At 54.3% G+C, this 19,422-nt stretch carries 19 protein-coding genes; 9 read left to right on the forward strand and 10 right to left on the reverse strand.

Features of this window, described 5'->3' with window-relative positions:
- The first annotated feature begins 26 nt into the window (after positions 1 to 26).
- From ACWFTY_RS16125 to ACWFTY_RS16145, 5 genes are all read left to right on the forward strand, one after another.
- Complete coding sequence (locus tag ACWFTY_RS16125; protein ID WP_447525196.1) at positions 27 to 1,325, forward strand: cell wall hydrolase; 1,299 nt, start codon at positions 27 to 29, stop codon at positions 1,323 to 1,325.
- A 1-nt stretch (position 1,326) separates the two neighbouring features.
- The gene (locus tag ACWFTY_RS16130) at positions 1,327 to 1,470 is read left to right on the forward strand and encodes a hypothetical protein (protein ID WP_447525197.1); all 144 of its coding nucleotides are present in this window, start codon (positions 1,327 to 1,329) and stop codon (positions 1,468 to 1,470) included.
- A complete protein-coding gene (locus tag ACWFTY_RS16135; protein WP_447525198.1) occupies positions 1,445 to 2,818 on the forward strand; it encodes a class II 3-deoxy-7-phosphoheptulonate synthase in 1,374 nt (457 codons plus the stop codon). Before ACWFTY_RS16130 ends, ACWFTY_RS16135 begins: the two co-directional genes overlap by 26 nt.
- A gap of 65 nt (positions 2,819 to 2,883) precedes the next feature.
- Entirely contained in the window at positions 2,884 to 3,054 is a 171-nt protein-coding gene (locus ACWFTY_RS16140; RefSeq protein ID WP_447525199.1) for a hypothetical protein, read from the forward strand.
- Positions 3,055 to 3,139: 85 nt separating this feature from the next.
- The gene (locus ACWFTY_RS16145) at positions 3,140 to 3,691 is read left to right on the forward strand and encodes a hypothetical protein (protein ID WP_447525200.1); all 552 of its coding nucleotides are present in this window, start codon (positions 3,140 to 3,142) and stop codon (positions 3,689 to 3,691) included.
- A 1-nt stretch (position 3,692) separates the two neighbouring features.
- Here the strand turns inward: ACWFTY_RS16145 and ACWFTY_RS16150 are convergent, their stop codons facing one another.
- The 4 genes from ACWFTY_RS16150 to ACWFTY_RS16165 form a co-directional block, all read right to left on the reverse strand.
- The gene (locus ACWFTY_RS16150; protein WP_447525201.1) at positions 3,693 to 5,966 is read right to left on the reverse strand and encodes a CHASE2 domain-containing protein; all 2,274 of its coding nucleotides are present in this window, start codon (positions 5,964 to 5,966) and stop codon (positions 3,693 to 3,695) included.
- 49 nt (positions 5,967 to 6,015) lie between these two features.
- Entirely contained in the window at positions 6,016 to 7,383 is a 1,368-nt protein-coding gene (locus ACWFTY_RS16155; RefSeq protein WP_447525202.1) for a FecR family protein, read from the reverse strand.
- A gap of 2 nt (positions 7,384 to 7,385) precedes the next feature.
- A complete protein-coding gene (locus tag ACWFTY_RS16160; RefSeq protein WP_447525203.1) occupies positions 7,386 to 8,081 on the reverse strand; it encodes a response regulator transcription factor in 696 nt (231 codons plus the stop codon).
- A gap of 450 nt (positions 8,082 to 8,531) precedes the next feature.
- Positions 8,532 to 8,951, reverse strand: coding sequence for a hypothetical protein (locus tag ACWFTY_RS16165; RefSeq protein WP_447525204.1), 420 nt, complete (start codon positions 8,949 to 8,951; stop codon positions 8,532 to 8,534).
- Positions 8,952 to 9,341: 390 nt separating this feature from the next.
- On the opposite strand from ACWFTY_RS16165, the gene ACWFTY_RS16170 reads away from it, so the two are divergent.
- Positions 9,342 to 11,156 carry a site-specific integrase gene (locus ACWFTY_RS16170; protein ID WP_447525205.1) on the forward strand — a complete coding sequence of 605 codons (1,815 nt, stop codon included), beginning with the start codon at positions 9,342 to 9,344 and terminating at the stop codon, positions 11,154 to 11,156.
- Between the two features lie 185 nt (positions 11,157 to 11,341).
- Here the strand turns inward: ACWFTY_RS16170 and ACWFTY_RS16175 are convergent, their stop codons facing one another.
- From ACWFTY_RS16175 to ACWFTY_RS16190, 4 genes are all read right to left on the reverse strand, one after another.
- Complete coding sequence (locus ACWFTY_RS16175; RefSeq protein ID WP_447525206.1) at positions 11,342 to 12,094, reverse strand: hypothetical protein; 753 nt, start codon at positions 12,092 to 12,094, stop codon at positions 11,342 to 11,344.
- Positions 12,095 to 12,135: 41 nt separating this feature from the next.
- Complete coding sequence (locus tag ACWFTY_RS16180; protein ID WP_447525207.1) at positions 12,136 to 12,714, reverse strand: hypothetical protein; 579 nt, start codon at positions 12,712 to 12,714, stop codon at positions 12,136 to 12,138.
- An 83-nt stretch (positions 12,715 to 12,797) separates the two neighbouring features.
- Positions 12,798 to 13,328: a hypothetical protein gene (locus ACWFTY_RS16185; RefSeq protein ID WP_447525208.1), complete on the reverse strand. Its 531-nt coding sequence runs from the start codon at positions 13,326 to 13,328 to the stop codon at positions 12,798 to 12,800.
- Between the two features lie 131 nt (positions 13,329 to 13,459).
- Positions 13,460 to 14,392 carry a 3'-5' exonuclease gene (locus ACWFTY_RS16190; RefSeq protein WP_447525209.1) on the reverse strand — a complete coding sequence of 311 codons (933 nt, stop codon included), beginning with the start codon at positions 14,390 to 14,392 and terminating at the stop codon, positions 13,460 to 13,462.
- Positions 14,393 to 14,675: 283 nt separating this feature from the next.
- Between ACWFTY_RS16190 and ACWFTY_RS16195 the strand changes: the two genes are divergently transcribed.
- Both ACWFTY_RS16195 and ACWFTY_RS16200 read left to right on the forward strand, forming a co-directional pair.
- The gene (locus ACWFTY_RS16195) at positions 14,676 to 16,037 is read left to right on the forward strand and encodes a transposase (protein ID WP_447525171.1); all 1,362 of its coding nucleotides are present in this window, start codon (positions 14,676 to 14,678) and stop codon (positions 16,035 to 16,037) included.
- Positions 16,038 to 16,222: 185 nt separating this feature from the next.
- Positions 16,223 to 16,621 carry a VOC family protein gene (locus ACWFTY_RS16200; RefSeq protein ID WP_447525210.1) on the forward strand — a complete coding sequence of 133 codons (399 nt, stop codon included), beginning with the start codon at positions 16,223 to 16,225 and terminating at the stop codon, positions 16,619 to 16,621.
- Positions 16,622 to 16,871: 250 nt separating this feature from the next.
- Here the strand turns inward: ACWFTY_RS16200 and ACWFTY_RS16205 are convergent, their stop codons facing one another.
- Entirely contained in the window at positions 16,872 to 17,843 is a 972-nt protein-coding gene (locus ACWFTY_RS16205; protein WP_447525211.1) for a hypothetical protein, read from the reverse strand.
- A gap of 387 nt (positions 17,844 to 18,230) precedes the next feature.
- Here ACWFTY_RS16205 and ACWFTY_RS16210 point away from each other — a divergent pair, with 387 nt between their 5' ends.
- Complete coding sequence (locus ACWFTY_RS16210) at positions 18,231 to 18,353, forward strand: hypothetical protein (protein WP_447525212.1); 123 nt, start codon at positions 18,231 to 18,233, stop codon at positions 18,351 to 18,353.
- Positions 18,354 to 18,804: 451 nt separating this feature from the next.
- On the opposite strand, the gene ACWFTY_RS16215 is transcribed toward ACWFTY_RS16210, so the two are convergent.
- Positions 18,805 to 19,380 (reverse strand): hypothetical protein, encoded by a 576-nt coding sequence (locus tag ACWFTY_RS16215; protein ID WP_447525213.1) that lies wholly within the window; start codon positions 19,378 to 19,380, stop codon positions 18,805 to 18,807.
- Positions 19,381 to 19,422: the final 42 nt, after the last annotated feature.

Genomic DNA, 19,422 nt, shown 5'->3' on the forward strand with positions numbered 1-19,422 from the left:
GCGTACCTCCACCCTATGTTCCACATTTGAGCAGCAATATCCCTGATTATGGGCGGGGTGGCCCGATTCCGGCACCGCTAGCCATGGCGGAAACGATTCCCGCGGACGCAAAAACCGATGAGGAGGCAATAGGTGCCCAGCTTCCATCACCACTAAAACAGCGCAGATTCTTAGCAAAGCTGTCGATCCGCGAGCAAATATTGACCGCGTTTTTCCTGATCAGTCTGGTCCTGATCCCGACAACCATGCCGCAATCGAGCGTCGATGCGCAGCAGTTCAGTCCCAGCGATCCCCGATTGCAGTCGGTCGAGCGCGCAGAAGAAAATTTTGCCGGTTCCGCCTTTTATTTCATCGACCCCGATTATGCGATCCCGCAAAATTACGGCGGTTTCGGCGTTGATCCGCTCGCGGAACCCGGAGCCGGAACGATTGACGGTTTACCGGACATATCCGGCAATAATCCGGATCAGGCATCGTCCGCACATCTTATCCGGCAAACCGCTTTTCACGGCTCGACGATAGATGATAGCCGGGCGCAATACTGCCTGGCACAGGCGATTTATTATGAAGCCGGAATGGAACCAGATGCCGGCCAGCGCGCCGTCGCTCAGGTCATTTTAAATCGTGTCCGTCATCCCAGTTATCCGGGAACGGTGTGCGGCGTGATCTATCAAGGCAGCGAGCGGGCAACCGGTTGCCAGTTTACCTATACATGCGACGGTTCGTTGCGCCGCAAAGCGGCGAGCTTTCACTGGAACCGCGCCGAGAAGGTAGCTGCCGAAGCACTTGCCGGAAAAAGCTACACGACAGTCGGCACCGCAACCCATTATCACGCCAGCTATGTCTATCCTTATTGGGCGCCCAGCCTGCGATTCCTGGGGACAATCGGAGCGCATCGTTTCTACAGCTGGAAAGGCAATGCCGGAAAAGCCAGTGCGTTCAGCCAAAGATATAGCGGCGGAGAACCTTTGCCGGTGCCGAAACCACGTAGTCAGGCTGCCGTACGCGACACCACACCTGCCGGTTCGCTTGACCCGATTGCGCTGGAAAAAGCCTATGAATCGGGACGGCGCAAAGCCGCAGCTGAAGCCGCCCAGTCGGAAAAAGCCGCAGCGCAACTGGCCGACAATGCCCGCAGGCATGACCGGCCTGCTCCGGCGCTGGATGCAACCGCAGCCCGCTCTTATCAGGCCCCCAACTATAGCAGCGAAGCGAAGGCCAGAGGGGGCGACAAAGCCTTCGCCGGACAGGACTTGCCCGATGCCAGCCAGATCAAGCCGGAATTTCGCAATAGCGGTAGCTGGAAGAAAAAGCCCGGCGGCTAAATTGACGCGGCTATTTGCCGATAGTTTCGCAGGCAACCAACAATGGGTTTCCCTTGCCATCGCCATTGACTCCCGCCTAAAGGCACTCGATTTTATTGAAAATGAAGCGGAGCGCTCTGATGGCGACGAATTGGACGGCAAATAGCTGGCGGGATTTTGAAGGGCTGCACATGCCTGAATATCCAGACGCCACAAAACTCGCGGAAACGGAAGAACTGCTTGGCAGCTATCCGCCGCTGGTTTTTGCCGGCGAAGCTCGTAGCCTGAAACAGGATCTGGCGGAAGTCGCCGCAGGCAAGGCATTTTTGCTGCAGGGCGGCGATTGCGCCGAAAGCTTTGCCGAGTTTCATCCGAACAACATCCGCGACACATTCCGCGTCATTCTTCAGATGGCGGTGGTGCTGACATATGCGTCAAAGCTGCCGATCGTCAAAGTCGGTCGCATGGCCGGTCAATTTGCCAAGCCGCGCTCCTCCAATGTCGAGGTCCAGGACGGCGTCGAACTGCCCAGCTATCGCGGCGATATTATCAATGGCATCGAATTTGACAGCAGCCAGCGCGATCCGGATCCCGAGCGGATGGTCCGTGCCTATAACCAGGCAGCAGCGACGCTCAATCTGCTCCGCGCATTCTCGACGGGCGGCTATGCCAATCTCAAACAGGTTCACGGCTGGACCCATGATTTCATGGCGCGCAGCCCCTGGGCGAAAAAATTCGAGGAAATGGCCGACCGGATCGGCGAAGCGCTGTCCTTCATGGAAGCGTGCGGCATCAACCCGGACACCGTGCCGCAGTTGAAAGCCACGTCCTTCTACACCAGTCACGAAGCGTTGCTGCTCCCATATGAGCAATGCCTGACCCGGCAGGATAGCTTGACCGGCGACTGGTATGATACCAGCGCCCATTTCCTGTGGATCGGCGACCGCACCCGTTTCGAGGGTTCTGCCCATGTCGAGTTTCTCCGCGGCATCGGCAATCCGATCGGACTGAAATGCGGCCCATCGCTGACACCGGACGCGCTGTTGAAAATGCTCGACACGCTGAATCCCGCGCGCGAACCGGGACGGATCACTCTGATCACGCGCTTCGGCCATGACAAGATCGAAAGCGGCCTGCCTCCTCTGGTCCGTGCGGTGAAAAAGTCCGGCCATCCGGTCATCTGGTCCTGCGATCCGATGCATGGCAATGTCATCAAGGCTGAGAGCGGCTACAAGACCCGGCCGTTCGACCGGATCCTCAGCGAAGTGCGCGGCTTTTTTGCCGTGCACCGGGCAGAAGGTACATTCGCCGGCGGCATCCATTGCGAGATGACCGGTCAGAATGTGACCGAATGCACCGGCGGCGGCGTTGCCATCACCGATGCATCGCTCGGCGATCGTTATCATACACATTGTGATCCGCGCCTCAACGCCGCGCAATCGCTGGAGCTGGCCTTCCTGCTAGCCGAAATGCTCAATCAGGAACTGTCCGACCGCGCACGGGAAGCCGCCTGATCATGGTGGGAAAAACAAAGCCCGAACGAATGCGTCCGGAAGATTATGCGCCAGGAGAATCGCCGATGCGTCGAGGAGTCACCTACGTCCGCAAGGAGATCGTCAGCAAAGGCGTCGGCTTTGGCAGCGCTCTGGCGATTGCCATCAGCTTTACCACGCACAAGTCGATCCTGTGGGCGATCATCCACGGATTTTTCTCCTGGTTCTATGTGATCTACTACGCGCTGACCCGATAGGCCCATTAGCGCAAAGCCTATTCGCGTGACTTTTCCGGCCCGACAGACTATCAAATCGTCTTGAATGAAATCAGCGGAGAAGGTGATGATCCGATCACTCTCATGGATATTGGCGGGCGCAATGACGGTTTCTGGCTGTGCCGGACCGATACAAACCCGCGTCCAGACGCATCAGGTGATTGCCGCACCGGCACAGAAAAAATTCACCACGTCTCCAATCGATGCAGTTGTCAATCGCGAGCTGTCGCTTGCCCGTGATCTGGTTGCAAAATCGCTAAACGAGAGAGGCTATGAATCTTCTCCGGATGCATCAATCCTGGTGCATGTAGCGCTTTCCGACCGTCCAGCCGATATTGCGGTCGATGCTGGCGCCAAAGATGCCGAACAATCGATCGCTGCAGCAAAAAGCCAGAAACGCTTCCAGTCGTGCAAGGATCACGAATATCGACTGACGGTCAACCTGTTCGATCAAGCCCGTGGGAAGAAGCTCTATTCGGGCAGCGCCGCAGAATATCATTGCAACGCTACGATAGCGCAGTCCTTGCCTTTTCTGATCGATTCCGCCCTGTCCGGACTGGACCAGGAACCGACCGATAGCCCGCGCAGCACAATCCGCACCCGCCAGGGCATTGAATGATTCAGAAGGCCTGATCCTCGAGATCGGGCGCCAAGGGTAAAAGCACGGTAAAGCAGGCACCGCCATCGCGGCGGTTTTCCCCTCTGACGTGACCGCCATGCCTTGCGATCACCTTGGCAACAAAATTCAGCCCCAGCCCCGCTCCTTTTATCGATGAGTTTGCCAATCGGTCATCGCTGGCAAAACGTTCGAACAACTGGCCCAGGATCGCCTCGGATATTCCCTCCCCCTGATCGGCAATGGCGACCGATACAAAGGGTTCCCCATCCAGTTCGGTCACCCGGATCTTTATGGTCACGATGCCGCCATCGGGGCTATATTTTATCGCATTGTCGATCAGGTTGACGAAAGAGCGGTAGAGGCTGGAGGGCTCAACATGGACAAAGGCGCCATCCGACTGGTCATCAACTTCGCATCGGATGCTCCGCGCATGTCCGAGGGGCCAAAGACTGTCATTGGCCTCCTCGACCAGTTCGGCGAGCAATATATCCTCGCCGGAGAATTCGCTGGATTCTATCAGCGCCAGACCGACGAAATTGTCTGCGAGCGCCAGGGTGCGGCGCGCGTGCCCTTCGATTCGGCTGTTGGTTTCATCAGACTCCCTGCCATCGAGAAGAGCCAGAATAGCCGCCTGGGGGGTGCGCATATCGTGAGAAAGCAACTGCAACACTTCTTCCCGCTGCTGCGCGGCATTGGCCACTTCCGTGATATCGGCGAGATAATGGATATACCCCCTTAGCAATCCCTCGTCCGACGCCACGGGAGCGCGGCGCATGGCGAAAATTTGCCCGTCGCTCGACGTGAATTCGACATAATCCTGTTTTGTCGGCCTGCTCTTCTGATCGAGATAATCCTTAACCTCCTGAAGATCATCGGCGGAGACAAAACGATCGAGCATGTCATCCAGCGCAAGATCCTGTGCGCCGTCTGCCATACCGGCCTGCGCCAGCCGGTTAACAAATGTCACCTTGCCCCTGAGATCGGTGATGAACATCGGATCGGGAAGGTTCCTGAGCGCATCGCTAATGAACCGCCGCAAATCACGGACATGGGAAATCGCATGGGTCAGTTGTTCCGCCTGACCGGTGATAATATCAACAGGTCCAAGTTCCGTCCGCATGATCGGTATATCGACACTTGAGCGACCGAAATGCTTCAATTCGCTATCCATGAAATCGCTCGTCGCCTGCAACCGGCGCCAGCCCCAGACAGGGTAAACGATCAATACGCCCAAAAGAGCGGTTCCGGGCGCAAACCAGAGCGCGAATTGCATAAGCAACGCGCTGGTCAGCAATATCGTCAGTATCAGGGCAAACGAGACAATGATCGTGGTTCGCGGACGCCATCGCCAGAACCCGAGTAGCAATATCCAGACCGGCAAAAGCGATAGTGCCAATTGCAGTGCAAATGAGATTGGCAGGATGAAATCATCGCGCACAATCGCGCCATAAAGATTGGCCATGATTTCGACACCGGCAAGGGTGCCGCCGTCTCCAAGCGGAACCGGATATTGATCGCCCATGCCGTTTGCCGTCGCACCGATCAATATGATCTTGTCTTGCACGAATGCCGCCGGAACCTGTCCGTTGGCCAATGCGGCAAAGGATATGGATTTATATGCGCCGCGCTCGGCAAAGGGCATCAGCAGCTTTTGATCACAATTGTCCAGCCGGTCATAAGCGGGAGAGGAACCGACTTCGACCGCCTCATAGATTTTTTCCATCAAATGGGGCCAGTCTGTCCCCGACGGCTTGTCACCAAAGCACAGATTAGCGCGGCGAACGACCCCGTCGGAGTCGAACACCAGGTTTACATGCCCCAGTCCAGCTGCAGCGTCTGTGAATGGTACAATCGGCTGTCTCACGTCATATGCTGCACCGTTGCTGCCGGGAAAAACAAAATGCAGCGGCAGGAACAGGTTGGTAAGCCCGGCCATGGCCTGTGCCAGCGCTTCATCTCCTTCGGATTCGCCGGGTTCACTGAACAAAATGTCGAAACCGATCGCCTTCGGTTTGCCAACCGCCAGCTGCTCGAACAGCTCGGCATGCCGTTGCCGCGGCCACGGCCATTTCCCGAAAGCGGCAAGACTGTCTTCATCAATCTCGACAATCATTATATCCGGTGACGGTGCCGGCCGATCAAGGCCGGACAGCTGGTCGTAAACCAGATTGTCGAAGCGCGACAGACTGTCCCAATAGCCCAGAGCCACCACCATGCAGGATGCCAGCAATGCCACCGCCAGCCATTCCACACCGAGTCGCTGGCGCAATCTCATCGGCGAACTTGCCTTGGCGGAAAGTCGGTCAAGAGCCGGACCCAGACAGCTAGTTAGCCACGGTCATTTTTTCGAAATCGGTCCATTTCTCGATCGCTTCCGGATCGTCGGGATCGCTGGAAAACTGGATCACACCGACGCGCCAGTAATATTCCCCGTCCGCCAGATCCGACAGAGTGACAATATCGGTCGACAGCCCGGCTTCATCGATAATCGGCACAGATGTCTTGCTATCTTTCAGGATCTGGAGCCGATAGAATCTTTCACCCTCGCCTTCGCCAAACCATTTGAAGCGATAACCGAAATCGCCAGCGTCGGCGCTGCCGCCCAGAGTGCTCAGCTGGCGCTTGAAGCTATAGGTTTCCGGCATGCCCTCGAAACCGTCCGCAGCCAGTGCAGTTACCTTGGCGAAATAGCGTCCGTTGGGGATCGTCGGCAGTTCCAGTACTCCGCCCGGCACCTGTGCTTCCGCGACGACATCCACAAAACCGGCATCGGATGCGATGATGATGCGATGACCGATGGCTGATTCGCGCGGTTCGACGGCGAAAAGCAATGTCGTCTCCGACTGCACTTTTGCGGGATCCAATAGTTCCGGTGGTGGCAGCAATTTCGCTTTCGCAAGCGCTCCGCTCACCGTCGCGGCTGCGCCGGTACCGGCGGGTATTGAAACCAACTTCGCAGCATTCAGGCTTTCGCCCGCTGCAACGACCACTTCGCCCTCAACCGTTTCGGAAAAGGCCGTGCCGGAAACTTCATCCACTCTGGTGCGATAGTCGGTGCCGCGCACGGCAGAGACAGCGACCGGGGTGCGAACACGATAACGGTCGGCCTTCTTGCCCAGAGGCGCGACTTTCGAGCGGATACGACCCTTGGCGACGGCTATTTCATAATCGATGCTGTCGGTCAGCAGTATATGGCGCAGACGGGTAATCCGGACATGGCTGTTGGATGGCAGGGAAACTTGCGACCCATCTTCCAGTTGCAGCGTCATGAAACTCCGCGCTGCCGTCTTTATATCACTGCCCTCGCCAATATTCAGTCCGCGGACCGGTGTCAGATTCCGGCCACTGGAAGCAATGGAAACACTTCCTCGAAACGCGCTCAACTTGGCCTCGCTCGGGCGATATTTCAGCAAAGAGACAGGAATGCGCAAGGATGTACCGACCGGCATCTGGCGGGGATCGGCGATACGATTGAGCCGCTGAACGGCGACATAGTCAGACCATTTTCGCAGATAATTATTCGCCAAGCCAAATAGCGTGTCACCGCGCTTGAAGACATAAGTGATTTGCTCGGCATCGGATTTTTTCTGAGCGGCGGCTTCATTGGGCGCAAAGGCTAAAGCGCAAATGAACAGCGCGACCAAAAGGCGAAGGCCCGATGAAGGAATCCAGTCCCGGAATTCTTCAAACACAATTACCCTCCGTTGCTGAACGTCTCCAGTCTGTAGCCATAGCCGAAAACGGTGAAAATCCGAAACCCGTTTTCCGGTTTCAGTGAAAGCTTGGATCGAATCCGCGAAACATGCATGTCGAGAGTGCGGGTCGCGAGATGCGCGTTGGTGCGCCAGACGGTCTCCATTATATATCGCCGCGACAATGTGCGGTCACGGTTGCGGAACATCAGATCGGTAAGCTCGAACTCTTTTGCGGTCAGCGCGATTTCCTTGTCGCCATGCCTGACCGTCTGTTCGATACGATTGAGCAGATAATCACCATATTCAGCCGTGGTCTCCATTGCCGACGCGCCGCTATTTCTGCGCAACAGGGCGTTGATCCGGGCCGCGATAACATTCTTGTCTTCGGGTTTGGTAATATAATCATCGGCACCGGCATTAAGGGCATCGCTGATATCCTGCTTCGCCGTGCGGCTGGTCATCATGATTACGGGCGGACGGTCTTCAACCGCACCTTCCATCCACTGCAATATTTCCAGGCCATTTTTGCCGGGCATGTTCCAGTCGAGGATCACCAGGTCAAACGTGTCGCGCAACAGGGCGTTAGAAAGTGCTGTCCCATCAGGATAACCAGCATAGACATAGCCCTGCCCTTCAACGATTTTTCCCAGAAACTCGATAATTTCGGAATCATCGTCCGCTATCGCTATACGCATTTTTAATTCTCCCAGCGGCCAACTGACCTTGATACGGTAACATTGCTTTTAATCATCGCTTTATGATTTGGGTTTTACTATCATTTACAGGAGGTTTACCAGAAGTTTGGGTGCCTATTTACAACCGTTTACATATTCGCTTCTTGACCGAATCTTGATACTGGACCCGGTGATGGGGAGGTACTGCCATTTCTGAGGTGATAACCGGTGGACCAAATCCGCATCCTCCGCAGACCGGACACAGTTGCTGCAGCATAAAATCCACTATGTCCGGGATTTTCGCCCCTATTGCTGCCGGGTTATGATCGGGTTGAAGTGTTCCTGACCGATCACGACCAAGGCGTCAGCCCCTTCCGCGAAGCGATCGTCACAGAAGCCACCGACTGAAAACTCCCGTATTCAAATATCCGAAAAGTCATAGTGCAGCTTTCTTGCAACGGGATCTGGAAACTAGAATTCCCAATCCAGCTCCAGTCTGAATTGCACATCGGGTGTTTTGCGGGTCAACGGAGCAAAGGCCGACAATTCGAAGGACGGAACAAGGCCGCCCTCTTCCGAAGAGACACTGAAAACCGGTCCCAGCCAGTGCCGGCCCTTCGCCTCGCCAGAAAGTTCGCCGCCGCTCTCCACGCCCCATGAGAAATTGAAACCAACCACATGATCGACCCGCCCGACATAGCTGGTCGAAAGTTCCGACCAGTCGCCCGGCTCACCGGATATGATCAAATTGGCAATAAGGTCGATCTTTTCGCCTTCATGTTCCGCAATTAGATAGGTTTCAAATCCGACATCGCCCGATCGATCGAAAAAACCACGCCCGATGCCGGAGCAATTCTCGCCCGGCCATCTAATGTACGGCCTCAGCCCCACAAATTAAGTCGTCGAAAAATTTCGATATTTGGCAAGTTAGTGTAAAACTGGTCGCAAATGCAGCGGATAAATCCGCCCGCCATCGCTCTGTGATGAAATTTGGTTGGGGTGGCAGGAGCCCCAGCCAACAATGACATAAGCTCTTGAAATATTTGGTTTCTTTCTCTTACCCCGTCGTGGTTCGCCACGACAGGGTGCCACGGAAGGATACCACCACCCATGTGCGGAATACAAAACGTCACTCGCAAGCACGGCACCTATTATTATCGCCGCCTCATACGTTTAGGGCTTGATAAGCCTTTTCGGTTAAGGATGTCCCTCAAGACTACGAATCGAAGGCATGCAGCGTTACTCGCTCCAGCGCTGACTTTGATTTGCGAGAGGGTCGCGATGAACATGATGACGAATATTAGGAGCGACGGACTGACCAGCGCTCAGCGGGCGGAAATCTATCGCCGCCAAATGCTGATTGAGCGCGATCGACTCGAAGTCATGCACGCAAACCTCCACATTATTCCTCCAGAAGATCACGACGATATAGACAAAGCGCTCTCGCTGCGTCTGGGCGCTAGCGAATCAGCAGCAAGTGACGGCGTCGTAAAAGGCAAAATCGATGATTTCCTGATCGCCCGGATAGATCCCGACGACGACGATGAACCCATTGTCATCATGGCTTGGTCGGACCTTGCCGAATCAATTCAGCAGGATGGCGCTGAGGAGGCAGCCGTCACAAGACTGGCCGAAATCGGCGTGGAAGAAACTGTATTGCGTGAAGCCATGGCGCGCAAAGTGGTCAATCAGGCGCGCATTGAGGCAGTCCGGGAATTCCGCCGCGTTCTCGCCGATCCAAGCACGGCTTATGCTCCGGTCCAAGTGGCGGGTTATGAACCAATAAACCCTCAAAATTCTTCACCTACCGTAACTTCTCACCAGCCTGTAGCTAACGAGTGGGTCACCATGACACCAAGCGAAGCAGTGCTCAGATTTTTTGAGCATAATCCGCGCACAGGCGGCAAGGACGGCAATTCGCGAAAAAAAGGCGAACCTTGGACCCTGAAAACGCGCAACCAGTTCGAACTTCCTGCAATGCTTCTCGAGCAGGTCATGGACGGGCGAGCGCTGGCGACCGTCACGCATGACGATCTCGTCAAACTAGACCAGTGTTTCGAAAAGCTGCACGGCCCCTCCTTTCGTAAATCCCCCAAGCATCGCGATATGACGATCTGGCAAATCATCGACGAAACCGAAGCCAAAGTCGTTGCTGGTGAAGAAGCGATAAAAAATGAAGCGAAGCGGAAAGGGCGAGTTACAGATACAAAAATTAAGCCGGCCGAGCACCTTTCTCGAAAAGAACTTGGGTTGGGCGTTGTTACGACCAACCGGCATTGGGGCTTCCTGCGCCAGCTCACTGGCTGGTTTAACAAACACCACCCATTGGGACGACTTGACTATGGAGCATTCATTATGAACGACACTCGTAACCAACGTGAACTACAATCGGTCTATACCGTGGAGCAAGGCAGGGAGATTTTCAATCTCCCGCCATGGACAGGTTCAAAATCACATGCGCGGCGTATGCAGCCAGGCGATTTGCTCGTTCACGATGCGTGGTATTTCGTGCCCCTGATCGCGTGGTATTCAGGGATGCGCCGCGATGAAATTTGCGGCCTGGACGTCAATGATGTGGAAACGGAAGATGGTTTTTGGTTCTTCAACGTTCGCGCCAATGACGTGCGCCGGGTGAAGACCATTAGTTCGGCACGCAAAGTGCCGGTGGCGAAGGAATTGCAGCGATTGGGCTTGATTGATTATGTGACGGCGCTACGCGAAGCGGGAGAGAAGACCCTATTTCCGGAGCTAGTAGCTGAGAGCGGCTTGGGCCAGATGGGCGATGCCTATTATAAACGTATTTGGACCAAGATAGCCAAGGAACTAGCATTTCTTAAAGGCGGCCAAGCAATGCACGCATTTCGTCACACCGCGATAGATTCAATGAAGGGTGCTGGAATCCCATCTGAAATCAGAGCAGATTTTGCTGGCCATGCTCTCAAAGGGGAAACAGAAGGACGTTACTCGAAGGCGCATATGGCTCTGTTGCGCAATGCCGTAGCATCGATACCGGAAGTAACAAAGCACCTGGACCCTTTCCCTGTTTCATTGCTTCCTGCAAAACTTCGTGAGCCAAGAAAAGCGCGAGCGAAATAATATTTGATGCCAAAACTGCATAATATGCCTTTGGCGACTGGGCTTATGGAGAGCTTGAAGGCAATTTAGGCGCCGCTGCGCACCTCGTTGCGCGGGATCGTTCGTTTTTACCGGCAGTAGGTTTGAACATTCGTTTTGACTGGGCGGTCTGGAAAAATGTTTCCAGACCGCCCCGTTCAACTTTATTATGCTGCCTCGGCGAACCGTGACGAGATGCTTGCGAGCAGGTTCCTCTGTTCATTGCGCAAAATCGGCGCGACAATGCCATTTGGCCTCTGGCGGAGGTAGCCTTCAATCAATGCAAAGGTTCCCTGTGAAATCCGGAGGCACGGATCACCTTGAATTCGCCGCCACGCAACAAGCGCAATCGCCGTCAGCAAGGTGTCCAGTTCGCAATGCTGGCGTGCGAGATCCCAGTTCCCCGTCTCAAACGGCAGATCAGGATTGGCCTTGTCGCGGATAAGCGCCACTGGGATTCCGATCCTCACGAGCACCTCCGATAAATGATGCCAAGTCTTCCCAAAGCCTTTCATGGCCGCATTTATATCCAGATGGGCCGGGCGCACTATGCGGGGTCCGAAAGCTTGAACAAGCTGCGGAGGCAGGGCGAGATCATGCGACATAGCGGCCAGTTCGATAACTTTGGCGTCCATCGCTGAACCTCCATAAGTGACCAACGTCCGATCGGCAGAGGCGCGCAAATCATCGAAGGCAGCGGACAGCATCGCTCCTTCGTCCTGATGTTCTGTTGTCCAGCTACGCAATTTGCCGACCGATATTCGGCCAAGATCATCAATGCTGATATCGAGCAATGCGATCATATTGAGTTTGCGCGCGGCGATGCGCGTCTTCTCACATTTCGGATTAATTTCCTGATAGGCTTCGGTAAGGTAACGGTCGAAGACCATTTCTGTGTCGAGAATTGTATATTTTTGCATGGTTTTTCTTTCTCCTACTGATCTTCAGCAGGTTCTTGTTATTAAAAAGTGATGGGACGTAGGTCGTCAACGCGGCGCCAAGCCTGGAAGGCAGCTACCAAGCTGGCCTGATCCGGATCTTCGGCGAGACAATTGAAAACCCAGGACAGCCACAGCGCCTGAGCGTGGTCTGCTGCTCGCCGGGATTTTTCCGATGGCCCGGCCATTTCAGAAGCCAAAGGAATGCCGAACAGTTCGGCACTGACCCTGACATATTGGTCTTCTGTCCGGTGAACATGGATCTTGCGGTGGAGACCCAGATTGAAAATCGGAAGAGCTTGAAGAACGTCATCAGCATAGTCGGCTTTGTGTTTTGGCCGGTGAGACCCGCCCGGCGCTTCCAGAATAGCGCAAACGCAGTCGGTTTGTTGATCCAGCAGCTTTGTCATTTCCAGTAAAGGAGCGGTTCGTTCCTTATCTGGATATGTATGATGATGGCGCGTGAACAACACGTCATCGCCAGGCTGGAGGTTGACCTCGAAGGCACCAAAGGCACGAATGAACCGTTCGGTGTTGCGGCGGTAGGGATGGTAGATGACGGAGAAGGTGACGATCCTCTCCGAATATATGGGAGGTTTCATAAAAATTGTCCTGAAATGCCAAACGGGCGGTCATCCGAAGATGCCGCCCGTTTGGCTGGTGAATAAAAATGCGCTGCGAAGATCTAGTTGTTCTGGGTTTTGACAATATTTCCTTCAACGGTGACGCGGGTATGTTCCCATCGGACAGTCCGCTCAGAACCATCAGCGGCAGCTTTGTCCAATATGGATTTGCCCCGGCGGATTGCCCGTTCGACCTTTCCTCCACGGTCGCATTTCGCTTCCACGACAATGGCTCTCTCGTTCAAAAAGAACATCCGCTTTCGGTCGAGTGAGACCATAACCAATGGCCGGCTCTTATCGAGCTGCGCTGGCTCGACTTCCAAAACTTCAGCGCCGCCAATGGAACGCAGGATCAGCGCATAGCCAGATGGTTTTTCGCAGCTGTTATCGGCCCAGACGCTGACTATCATGTCATGCCTGTTATCGATGGCAGCATCTGCAGCGGCGTTGAACACTGCTTCGGATGGAAAGATGATAGCTCCAAAGGTTATGGCGCAGGTTCCAGTCCGCTCTGCCTGCAAACCCATCTCATAGCGCAAGGCATGCGTCATCGCCTTGCACGGACAGCCCGCGCTGGTTGTATTCTTCGTCATTCTATATTCCTTTTCTTAGTGACGTCCTTTCTGGACGGAGCTTTTCCATTCACTTCGGAAGCTCAAATTCACTTTCAATTTCATTGTTCTCCGGGCAGCTTTTTGGCTGCCCGTTCCTTAATCTTCAGGATTCAGCGGTATCGCTCCAGCCATGTTATTGGCTCGATATGCGGCGTGCCCGAAAACGGCTTTAAAGCCCGCGCATACCAAGCCTCTTCTGCCTCGCGCTGATCATGCGGAACCTCTGTCCACCAGACCTTGCCATTCCATCTCCAACCGCGATCTTTCACGATCTGGCGATAATCATATGGCAGTCCGCGCGCTTCAAATAGCCATGTGTCGCGGCGGGCGTTGTCAATTGCTTCGCCCAAGGCTGTTTTGCCGGATGGCGTGACAAAGGTCAGCAAATTGGTGAGACTGATCACGTCATCCATTGCGCGGTGCTTGACCGGATTAAACATCCTTGCCTGCATTAGCAGGTGATCAGCCTTGGCTCCGTCGAAACCCCAGCCAACCCAATCGCAATCGCGCATGGAGCAGATCCATGGTTTTGCATCGAGGTCTGGAAGTAGCTTCTCGACAAATCGCCGATCATGAAAGCTGTTATGGGCGCAGATGGCATCCATCTCATTCAGGCGTGCTGCGATACGATCAGGATTTATAGTCTGGCCGGCCAACATTTCGTCGGTCAATCCGGTGAGCTGGACGATCTTTGGTGACAAGGGAACGCCAGGGTCCTGCAAAGACTTCCCGGCACTTTTGATCCTGACAATTCGTCCCATTGCGTCAACGACGACAAATGCAATGGCAATTTCGATCACGACATCGCGTTGGGGATCAAGACCAGTCGATTCAGTATCAAGGATTGCGACGCGCATCAGCGGTTCGACTGGATCTGCAACTTCTGGCCAATCTTGGAATGGCGTGACCCGATGTAAAACTCGAACTTTATCTTGTTCGGTTCCGGGCGGGTGACCCGTTGGCGAGTGTCCAGTGGTGGTCTTAATATTCATGATATACCTCTTTGTAGGAGGTTGGCCGACGGAAACCTTTTCCCATCTCATTTCCAACCTCAAAATTGAGGCTTCAGCCGGATGCTATTCTACTTTTGACGCGGAAGATAGATCTGCCGCTTTTCCCAATGTGGATTCATGCGAAGGCAACCGGGAAAGCTGTTTATCGACCAGCGGTGCAAGAACGGATGGGTCGATGCCTTGCCGACAAAGCAGACGTTATGGTTCGCGTTTCAGGAACTTCCGCTTACGCCCCGATTGTGTTGAAAAACTCACCCTTGCCAGCGTTATAGAGATGTGATTCAGTATTTCTGTGGAAGCGGGAGATACTGCGATGATGGGCGAGCGGACGGTTATGCAGGAGGCGCTGTTTTACGGGTTCAGTCTGGAAGATCATGTGCCGGGCGATCACTTGCTGCGGTCGATTGATAGGTTCGTTGATCTGTCGAGCATCCGCGATCATTTAAAGCCGTTCTATAGTTCAACGGGAAGACCCTCAATCGATCCTGAGCTGATGATCCGGATGTTGATCATCGGTTATTGCATGGGCATCCGTTCCGAACGGCGCTTATGCGAAGAGGTGCATCTCAACCTGGCTTATCGCTGGTTCTGCAGGCTGGGTCTCGATGGCGCGGTGCCGGCTCATTCCACTTTCTCAAAAAATCGGCATGGCCGTTTCCGCGATAGTAATCTGCTGCGCGAGTTGTTCGAGGCGACCGTGCGGTGGTGCATTGAGGAAGGTCTGGTTGGCGGCGAAGGCTTCGCCATTGATGCCAGCCTGATCCGAGCCGATGTTGACCGGCAGCGTGCGGTTCCCGGTAGCGAGGGACTTCCGCCCGAAGCTGCGGGACGCGCCGTCACCGAGTATCTCGCCGTGCTCGACGATGCGGCCTTCGGCGGCGCGACGCCGGTTGTGCCCAAGCAGCTGGCCCCCACAGACCCAGCGGCGCGATGGACCGCAGCTAGCCGCGAACGGGCCTTCTTCGCTTACTCGACCAACTATCTGATCGATCTGGATCATGCCGTCATTATGGATGTAGAGGCGACGACCTCGATCCGTCAGGCCGAGGTAACCGCACAGCGAACTATGATCGAGCGGACGCAAAAACGCTTTGGCCTGTGGCCTGACCGGCTTGTGGCCGATGCCGGTTATGGCGATGCGCCCAATCTCGCCTGGCTGGTCGAGGATAAAGGCATTGAGCCGCATATCCCGGTGTTCGATAAATCTGCGCGGAGGGATGGAAGCTTTGAACGTGCTGACTTCACCTTCGATCATGAAGAAGACCGATATACCTGTCCGGGCGGCAAGGAACTGAGACGGCGCAACCGCAACTTTGCCATACCGCGAAAAGATGCCGACAAGGACGACTTCATCCGCTATCGCGCCCGCAAGGCAGATTGTGATGCCTGCGCGCTCAAACCGCAATGCTGTCCCAATGCCCCGGTTCGCAAGATCATGCGTTCCATCCATGAAAGCGCGCGCGATGTGGCACGCAATATTGCCACCAGCGATGCCTATGTTACCTCGCGAAGGCAGCGCAAGAAGGTGGAAATGCTGTTCGCGCATCTCAAACGAATATTAAAGCTCGACCGGTTGCGCCTCCGGGGACCAAATGGCGCAAAAGACGAGTTCCTCCTCGCCGCCACAGCACAAAACCTGCGTAAACTCGCAAAAACAATCCCAATGCCGGTCTGATAAGAGATCAGGCTCCGCTCGTCTCGTCGCCGGAAGCTATGTCAAACGGAAAATCGAGCCAGTTTTTCAACACAATCGCCCCAATAGCGGACATTCCGAGGGTCGGGGGTGACTGCGGGTTACGTGCCTGTTAGGTGAGACCGCTAATGGTGATCGGAAGTCGATCAGCCTTAAGGAGAGTATGCATGCTTTTTCACACCATGGTCGGATCGAACGACATTGAACGATCCAAGCGCTTCTACGACACGGTGCTCGGCACCTTGGGTGCAGGGGAAGGGACGCGGAACATCGCCGACAGCGGCCATACCCGTCTGATCTACAATAACGGCAACGGAACCAACTTCATCGTCAGCCAGCCGATCAACGACGAACCGGCAAGCGTCGCCAACGGCAGCACAGTCGCCTTTTCCTGCGACTCGCTCGAGCAGGTGAAGCAGCTTCACGATACCGCCGTTGCCGCTGGCGGAACCTCGATCGAAGCTCCGCCAGGACCGCGCGAAACTGCCTCCATGGGCACCATCGAACTGGCCTATTTTCGTGATCCCGACGGCAACAAACTGTGCGGAATTCATTTTCCTGCCTGATCCGTCAGGCACGGGTCTGCTTCTAAACCTAGCGGACCTCGATCATGCGATCCCGCGAATGTCAGCTTCCCACCCACTTGTTGCCATTCGGGCTGATTAGGTGGAAAACAAAAGCGGCTGGTCGGCAAGGCGCCCCAAACACGGACATATTGGGACAAAAGCGAAGACATTTAGAGCCGACATTCGCTAAATCAGTAAATGCTACCCTACTTGTTAAAAAACTCACAGCGACAATCGCGTCTTTTGCCGTTTAATCGTTGATTTTCAACGAGAATGAGGGCGGCAGTGGTGGTGTAGGATATTCTTTAGGTATGGGTGGGGGTTCGTGAGGGTTAAGGACGCTCTCCTCCGACTGAAGATCAATCCGGCGGCCTTTTTCACCGATCCCATCGACCAACACAATACTGTCAGGCCCAGTGCGTATCACCATCGGATTGGCGGTCAGCATCGTCATGATCGCCCTCGGTCCATTGGTCGTCGCGCGTTTGACAGCGCGGCAATCGTCCAAATCGATAGCCTCTTTTGCAGCGAGCCGCGCTTCGCGGGTCCAGCGTATCGAAATTGGTAGGTCGGAACACTGCGACCACACCATGTGACTGCGTCCTATAGTTACAATTCCTCGGTTCTCGCCAATCCCGAAACCGCTTGACTCCCATCCATCGTAGGTTGTGGACATTTGCGGTATCCAGCGACCTTTGATCTCCAAAAACTTTGGCTTGTGAGTTTGATACCAACGGACTGGGCTAACAAGAACCAACTCTTGTGTGTCGCTTTTGAGAAATACACGATCCGGTTCCAATCTACGCACTTGGGGATTATCGCTGAAAAATCCGAAAAAGCGCCCATCACGTGCTGCGCTAGATGGCTCACAGCCCTCCAATGTCTGCATGCGCGATCCATCGCCAGTATCCCGCAGGATACCGTCCGATCCGAGGAGAACTGGATTGCCTGACTGGTTGCAACCTACCTTGTAGGTTAGGTAGTCGTCGTCGATCTGAACAAAGGCATTGCGCCACGGTGCGCCGTTTTCCCATGAAGGTTCGAACTCCTCAAACCGCTCGATGAGCCAAAACCCTTTTATGTCTTTTAATGAACTGACTAATTCGGTTTCACCTTTCGCTGAATTAGCGGCAGTGTTCTCCTCCTTGTTTGGTATATCACAACCCGCGATGGACGCACAGCATGCTAATGCGAGAAGATACTTGTGATTTGAAAATATCACGACGCACTCACCCTTCGAATGGGAAGTGACTTTAATACCTTTCTCGTGTCGATCCTAGTCCGTTAAAGAAATACCTTAGCGGGAAGCCGATTGGCCGCTTCCCACCCCAAAAGCGGATATTTCCATTATAGAAAAAACCCCGACGACCGGGGAGGTCGACGGGGCGTTGGAACGGCGGGTCGCAAATGTCGTTCCAACGTTGATACTAGCGCGCAGGTATCTGGTTGAATTGTATAAAATGGACTCGCGGGTAACCACCCCGTTGTTGCCATTATGGTGCGTCTGCATAGAGTTCAGACAATGGCAGCTTCCAGGAACAGCGTCAGCCTTGGGAATGACGACAATTGGGGCGCATTTCGGACCGAGAACAGATGGGCCGCTATCGGCATGGCAGTTTTGCTGTCTGCCCGTTACCGTGCCGATAACTTGAGCACCAAACATTTAGGATCCGTTTCTGCGCCGCAATACCGGAAGTTTCAAAAAGAACTGTTTGAAGAACGGGAAATTTGAAATTCCCGGGTTGAAGGGAAAAAAGAATATAGCCGCACACGCGGCATATGGAGTCCCTAAAAATGAAAATAGTGAAAATTATAAACGACTCTCAGTCGATCACGATGCCTAAGACAATAGATGAATTTGAAGAGGAGAATGGAAAATCCCGATATATAGAACTTCGGGCACGTCCGCCGTAAGCGGACGAAGGCGCCTCTCAGGCGCTCTGGGGGACGCAGACCTTTTTCTGCGTCCCCCAGTGGCTGCTGAGCAGCTTGTCAGCAATTATCTTGCACGCTCTTTACGGTTTCTTAATTGTCTCCCAGTTATGGCGAAGCCACGGGGCCGGGCTCGGCCTCCGCTTTTCCCCTCTACCCCCTAATTCAATAACCCTTTCATTACTCGGGTATTGATTTGTAGGTGTTCGCTTCTGACGAACTTTTGGGATGACCGCTTCGGCTTTAACCAATCAATCGGGGACCAAGGCTTTAGGCAAGGTCTGTATATCAAAGATTACACTGGCGTCTCCGATAGTGCCGATGACCGGGACCGATAACTGCTTCTGCGTCAGTCGCTTTCCCAGATCCATGCGGGCGAGGTCGAACCCGTGCTCGTGGTAGGAACATTCGCCATCGCGTATTTCGATATCCCCGTTTATTCTTACATTCATCTCAAGTGGTTCGCTTGTTTGAAGCACGAGACGGGCCAAGGCTCCTTCTTTCCAAATTCTGCAGTTATCATACACTATGGCTTCGCCCCATCCGCTCGCGTCGAAAAAGCTGATTTTCATGTCGTCCAGCCGATGCTTGGAATCATATTTTGATTTATCTAGAGCAACATAGATTATGTTCCAGTCCTGTTCAAAAGAGTATTCAGCAATGTCGAATTCCGCTTCTTGGGTCAGTCTGCTGCCTCCCATAATCAGTGTATTCAATCCCGGGCATGGCGTAGCAATCGAGGCACAGAATTCGTTTTCAACTGCGAGCAAGATATCATTTACGCTGCATTGGTAGTCGGATGGGTTAACTGGAATGGTATAGTTCATAAGATTCTTTCCTTTGCGGCTTTGCCGCGCTGAGTGGTTTCG

This window comes from Parasphingorhabdus sp. NYA22, from assembly GCF_976973735.1.